The 6,315-nt window shown below is 63.7% G+C and carries 5 protein-coding genes; 1 reads left to right on the forward strand and 4 read right to left on the reverse strand.

Annotated features, from left to right (window positions below; all coding sequences use genetic code 11):
- The first annotated feature begins 794 nt into the window (after nt 1-794).
- The gene (locus AC3EA7_RS11910) at nt 795-1,274 is read left to right on the forward strand and encodes a hypothetical protein (RefSeq protein WP_488614278.1); all 480 of its coding nucleotides are present in this window, start codon (nt 795-797) and stop codon (nt 1,272-1,274) included.
- A 302-nt stretch (nt 1,275-1,576) separates the two neighbouring features.
- Here AC3EA7_RS11910 and trpD read toward each other — a convergent pair whose 3' ends face one another.
- From trpD to trpE, 4 genes are read right to left on the reverse strand one after another with little or no spacing between them, the layout of a single operon-like run.
- Nucleotides 1,577-2,599: an anthranilate phosphoribosyltransferase gene (gene trpD, locus AC3EA7_RS11915; RefSeq protein WP_488614279.1), complete on the reverse strand. Its 1,023-nt coding sequence runs from the start codon at nt 2,597-2,599 to the stop codon at nt 1,577-1,579.
- A complete protein-coding gene (locus tag AC3EA7_RS11920) occupies nt 2,586-4,010 on the reverse strand; it encodes a hypothetical protein (protein WP_488614280.1) in 1,425 nt (474 codons plus the stop codon). Before AC3EA7_RS11920 ends, trpD begins: the two co-directional genes overlap by 14 nt.
- Before the next feature lies 1 nt (nt 4,011).
- On the reverse strand, nt 4,012-4,578 hold the full coding sequence (locus tag AC3EA7_RS11925) for an anthranilate synthase component II (RefSeq protein ID WP_488614281.1): 567 nt from the start codon (nt 4,576-4,578) through the stop codon (nt 4,012-4,014).
- The gene (trpE, locus tag AC3EA7_RS11930; protein ID WP_488614282.1) at nt 4,575-6,128 is read right to left on the reverse strand and encodes an anthranilate synthase component I; all 1,554 of its coding nucleotides are present in this window, start codon (nt 6,126-6,128) and stop codon (nt 4,575-4,577) included. The genes AC3EA7_RS11925 and trpE overlap by 4 nt, the downstream gene beginning before the upstream one ends.
- Between the last annotated feature and the right edge of the window lie 187 nt (nt 6,129-6,315).

A 6,315-nucleotide genomic window follows, 5' to 3' on the forward strand; every position in this document is an offset into this window, starting at 1 on the left:
GAGGCGTGAGGCGTGAGGTGTGAGGTGTGAGGTGTGAGGTGTGAGGTGTGAGGCGTGAGGTGTGAGGTGTGAGGTGTGAGGCGTGAGGTGTGAGGCGTGAGGAGGGCAAAGCCCCCACCCCTGCCCTCCCCCGCGGGGGGAGGGGGTAAACAGCGTGCCAGGCGTGACGGCTCTGGTCCCCCTGCCCTCCCCCGCTGGGGGAGGGGGCTGTGCGACGTCGGCGGCGGCGCGGGATGTGATGTGCCCCGTCGCCGCTGCGCCTTCGCGCCTTTGCGTTGTCAAGATCAACGCCAGGACGTCAGGGCGCAGAGCGTTTGGAGGGGAACGCAGCGCTGTCGTGCTCCTGCATCCCTCCTTCCCCTCGCCCTGCGTGAGGGAGGAGGGCGGACTGCTTCATGTCGGGCGGTAATCCCGCAACGTTCGGTGTGCCTAAGAGAAACTTGCTCTGCCTGCCCGAAACGCCTACAATCTGACATGCGCAGAACGCCAGTCATAGGACCATCCGGCAATGGTGTTTCGTATCAACCTGACACCTGAGCCGAAGATTTGGCTTATTTCGATGCTTACGCGCAGCGCACAATCGTGCGAGTTATTCATACTATTTGAGGCACGACACAAGCGTTCCAACAAAACGAAGAAAACAACTAAGGTCGAATCCCACAGCATCATGAAAACTCAAGGAAGACAAATATCGTATCTTTTATGACATGATGACATGATCGGTGATACCGTTGATATACTCGCAATTGGATACAACATAATGATCTGTTCATCCGTGGCAGGAAAGTAAGCATATGATCACTTTCGATCTCAGACAGTGTCAGATAACGCTCGAAGAACTCTTTCGCGCAGCGCGTTCAGAGCCGGTCTTGATCGTCACAGAAGAGGGACAGCGCTATATCCTCGAAGCCGCAGATGAATTTGACCGCGAAGTTGCCGAACTTGGGCGTAGCCAGGAATTCATGGACTTTCTGGCGGAACAAGAGGTAGGAGGAATATCGATCGAGGAGATTGAACAGTGTCTCAGGCCGCTTGCGAAGGAAGCGCACGATCCGCAGGCGCCGGAGAAATACCCCGCTATCGACCCAACCACGCAGGCAGCAATCGAGAAGCTTGAGCAGGGCATCGTTGCAGAGCGGCGCGGGCAATGGCCGATAGCAACAGCGCACTATCGGCAGGTGCTCGAACCTACCCACATGCCCCCGCAGCCATCCTCGACCGCGCACGCGCGGGTCTGGAATCGGCGCAACTGCGGGAGGTGGAGTGGCTGCTGAATGAGCGCGCGTGGCTGCTGAATGAGCACGAGCAGCTGCGGGAGGAGCGCGAGCGGCTGCGACAAGGGTAACGCTTCTCACAGATCATGATTCCGTTGCACGCGACATGGGGGAGAAGGCGAGGCTTGCCAGTTCTTTCTCCCGCTCGCCGCGTGGGAGAAGGAGGGCGGGGAATTTTCGCGCAGCAGACGTGCTCCTCTCCACTGCCGTCGTTCGATGGCAGGCGCCAGGTCAGCGGCGCAGACCTCAAGGGTCGGGAGGTTCCTCGCCAGGGACTCCGCAGTCGGGTGAACGTGGAACGGTCAACGATCGCTGTTGCTGACCGTGACAAGCCGCTCCAGTCGTGCCAGGGCAGCGCCGCTCTCTAGGCTCTGCCGCGCCTGTTCCAGCCCCTCGCGCAGGTCGGCGGCGCGGTCGGCGGCGACCAGCGCTGCGGCAGCGTTCAGCAACGCCACGTCGCGCCGCGCTCCGCGCTCTTCGCCGCTGAGGATGGCGCGCACAATCGCCACATTGGTGGTCACATCGCCGCCGAGCAACGCCTCACGCGGAACGGGCGCCAGCCCCAGATCGCCGGCGCTGATCTCGTACCTCCGCGGCTCGTGACCGGCGCGCACCTCGATCACCAGGTTCGGTCCGCTCAGGGTGAGTTCATCGAGGCCGTCATGCCCGTGGACGACTAGCGCGTGCTGTGCGCCGAGCAGGTGCAGTGCGCGCGCCATCTTCTCCGCCAGCGTCGGGTCGGCGACGCCAAGCACCTGGTGACGCGCCTGCGCCGGGTTGCTCAACGGTCCGAGCACATTGAAGACCGTGCGAATGCCAATTTCGCGCCGCACCGGTCCAACGAAACGCATGGCCGGGTGGAACTTCTGCGCAAACATAAAGCCGATACCGGCCTGTTCGAGGCAGCGCGCCACGCCAGCGGCGTCGAGGTCGATGGTGACTCCCAGCCCTTCGAGCACATCGGCAGACCCGCAGACGCTCGACATGGCGCGGTTGCCGTGCTTGGCGACGGTTGCGCCTGCGCCAGCGGCAATGAAGGCGGCGGTTGTCGAGATGTTGAACGTGCCGGCACCGTCGCCGCCAGTGCCGCACGTGTCGAGCAGCGGACCGTCGAAGTGGACGGGGATGGCTTTGGCGCGCATAACCCGCGCCATACCAGCGATCTCGGCGTCGGTTTCGCCCTTCAGGTGGAGCGCCGTGAGCAGCGCCGCCACCTGCGCCGGCGTCGCCACGCCGGTCATGATGTCTTCCATCGCCTCGGCAGCCTGATCTTCGGTGAGATCATGGCCCCGCACGATCTGGATGATCTGATCACGGATTGGCATTGGCAGGCTCCTGTGTCGGTATGGGTTCGACCAGAAACGTCGGCGGTGCAGCGCCGCCGGCGGCAACGTTCAGTTTCGCAGCAGTGGCGATGCGCGTCAGGCATCCAACCGCGCGGTCGCCGTAGAGACACGGGTCGGCATCGACATAATATGAGGTCAGGATGATCCCCGCGTTGTCCGACCAGGTCGGGTAGGGTTCGTCTGGCGTCGGCATGCGCTCCTGGAGCACGGACGGCGTTTCGAGCGCACGTTCGAGCGCCCCTTTCCACGTCAGCGGCGAGGTGTCCCACCCCAGAATCACCCCCTCGCCGCCATACGCATCGTTCGGTTTGAGCGCCAGGCGCTCGCGGTGACGCCGCGCAAAGTCGAGGAGATCGACCCGTTCACCCTGGTAGCGCGTCGTGCCCCGCTGCACTAGCCGCGTCCACGGGATATGGCGCGCCACCGCCATCGCCGACTCGGCGTCGAGAACGCCGCCTGCCGGTCCTTCGTCGTCGGAGAGCAGCCACATGATCAGTTTGGTGTGCGCCGGTTTTGTGCGGAATGGGTTGACGACGCACACCACGCGGTCGGCATAGGCGCGGATCAGCGGGTGGTGCAGGTCGTACATGGCGAGGAATTCGTGCTGCAACAGGCGGCGGTAGACCAGATCGACCGGTCGCCAGGAGGCGCCGCCGTCCGCCTGGCGCGTTTCGACGTAGAGCCGTCCCCCCTGGTATTGCAGGTCGTCCGGCGTACACACGACTGTCGGAAGACCGTCCATCTCGAAGCGCTGCTGGAGATACTCGAACTCGGACCAGGTCGCCACGCCGGGGAAATCGACAATGGCGACCGTCGGAGTTCCCCGCCCGCCCCAGGCGCGGTAGGCGTCGAGCAGCATCTGCTGCAACCCCTGGCGCACCGGCAGCGCCGTCGCCTGAAACGTCTCGCGGAACGCCGCCATGATCCGGGTCCGGTCGAAGATGCCAGCAAGCGCTTCATCGTACCCGATTCCGGCGGGCGACTCGACATTCGCTTCGATGAACCAGCACCATGCGCCGTCCGACGCCAGAAATCCGTCGAGGCGACCAAACAGGGTTGCGCCGGGGTAGCCGGGGTCGATGGCGAGCAGTTCGCGCTCCGCCGGGGTGAGACGGTAGGGCGCCAGGATGGTTGGGTCGGTCAGCGCGGCTGCGCTTACGGCGCGAATGGCGCGCCCGACGAGCGATGCGGCGCGGGTCAGGGTATCGTACTGTGCACGGGTGATGAAACGTGGACGCAGCACCGGGCAGATCGGACGGTCGCGCTGCGAACCGACGAGCATGCCGAGTGCGCGCTGTTCCGCGTCGAGAGTCACGAGGGTTTCGCGCGCCAGCGACTCATCGAGCAGGGTATGGTAGTGCGTGATGATACTGTTGAGTTCGGCGGTCATCTCAGCGCCCCGTCAGAAAATTGCGCAGCAACTCTTTGCCCGCCTCGGTCATGATCGACTCGGGGTGGAACTGCACTCCCTGCACCGGATACTCGCGGTGGCGCAATCCCATGATCAACCCGTCGTCGGTCCACGCCGTGATCTCCAGGCAATCGGGCAGATCGTCGCGGCGCACGATGAGCGAATGGTAGCGCGTTGCCCGGAATGGCGCCGGCAGACCGGCGAACACTCCCTGACCGTTGTGATGAATGTCGGAGAGTTTGCCGTGCATCACCTTCGGCGCGCGCACGACGGCGCCGCCGTATGCCGCGCCAATCGCCTGATGCCCCAGGCAGACGCCAAGGGTCGGGATCGTCGCCCCCAGTTCACGAATGAGCGCGACGCTGATACCCGCCTCATTCGGAGTGCACGGTCCCGGTGAAATGACGATCTTCTCCGGGGCAAGCGCCGCCACGTCGCCGACCGTCAGTTCATCGTTGCGCTTCACTGTCACCTGCGCGCCCAGTTCGCTCAGGTACTGGTAGAGGTTGTAGGTGAAAGAGTCGTAGTTGTCGAGAAGGAGGATCATAGCTCGCCCTCCGCTGCATCAATGGCGCGCAGCAGCGCCGCCGCCTTATTGCAACTTTCCTCATACTCCGCCGCCGGGTCGCTGTCCGCCACCACACCGCCGCCTGCCTGCACATACGCGATACCGTCTTTGACGACCATGGTGCGCAGTGCAATGCAGGTATCGAGGTCGCCGTTGAACCCGACGTGCCCGACGGCGCCGGCATAGACGCCACGCTGTTCACCTTCGAGTTCGGCGATGATCTCCATCGCGCGGATCTTCGGTGCGCCGCTGACGGTTCCTGCCGGAAAGACGGCGCGCAGCGCGTCGAGCGCCGTCATATCGCTGCGCAGTTTGCCGGTCACGTGGCTCACCAGGTGCATCACGTGGCTGAACTTTTCGACTTCCATAAATGCGGGAACCCGCACCGTCCCCGGTTCCGACACGCGCCCCAGGTCGTTGCGCCCCAGGTCAACGAGCATCAGGTGTTCGGCGCGCTCTTTTTCGTCTGCCAGCAACTCCTGCGCCAGCCGCGCGTCTTCCTCCGGGTCTTTCCCGCGGCGGCGCGTACCGGCAATCGGGTGGGTGGTCACCATCCCTTCCTCGACGCGTACCAGCAGTTCCGGCGACGCGCCGACCAGGTCGCCTTCGGGGGTGTGGAGGTAGAACATGTACGGCGACGGGTTGATCGTGCGCAGCGCGCGGTAGATGGCGAAGGGGTGCACCCGTACCGGACGGCTGAAGCGTTGCGAGGGCACAACCTGAAAGATATCGCCGGCTGCGATATATTCTTTGGCGATTTCGACGCGCCGCATGTACTCCTCACGGGTGACGTTCGATGCGACGGTGACCGGTGAGGGTTTCTCAAGGGGCCAGGGTTCGTAATTCGCCACGAAGGAGAAGGTGCGCTCTTGCAACGCCTCGGCAGACTCGCGCTCCGCCGGGAGCGTCTGGTTGCGCACCGGCAACGGCTGCCGCAGCCGCTCGATCAGCGCCTCGATCCGCGCGATAGCGCGCTGATAGGCGCTCTCGAGGTCCGGGTCGTCGAGATGGACGTGGGTCAGCACCTTGATCTTGTGGCGCAGATGGTCGAAGACCAGCAGAGTATCGACGAACTGCCATAAACCTTCGGGCATGGCGTAGCCGCACTTCTGCGGGCGCGGCAGGCGCTCGAAATAGCAGACCGTCTCGTAACTGAAGTAGCCGACGGCGCCGCCGACGAAGCGCGGCAGGTCGGGCAGGCGCACCGGACGATAGGCGCTCAGGTAGGAGTGCAGCACCTGCAACGGATCGGTGTAGGGCAGCGTCTGCTTGTACCCGCCCTGCACCGCGCTGGCGATCCCCTGATCGAATCGGAGCGTCATATACGGTTCGGCGCCGATGAACGAGTAGCGCGCGATATGCTGCCCGCCTTCGACCGATTCGAGCAGGAAACTCCACGGTTCGCGCGCAACCTTGAGGAATGCCGACACTGGCGTTTCCAGATCGGCGAGCACCTCGGCGTAGAGCGGGCAGAGATTGCCCTGCCCAACGAGTGCGCGCATCTCCTGAAGAGATGGAAAAAGTTTCATAGTATCCCCCTGCAGTTGCGCCATGTGCCTGTGCGCCTGTTGGGTCATCCACGAAGGGCGCGAAGCGGCACGAAGGACTTTTTTCCTCGATTGTTTGATGTTCGTGCGTTCAATCTTCATACCTGTGGAATTCACCACAGAGCCACAGAGAGCGCAGAGAGAACCGCCTTCGACCTGCGCTGCGCAC

Source organism: Roseiflexus sp., assembly GCF_057785375.1.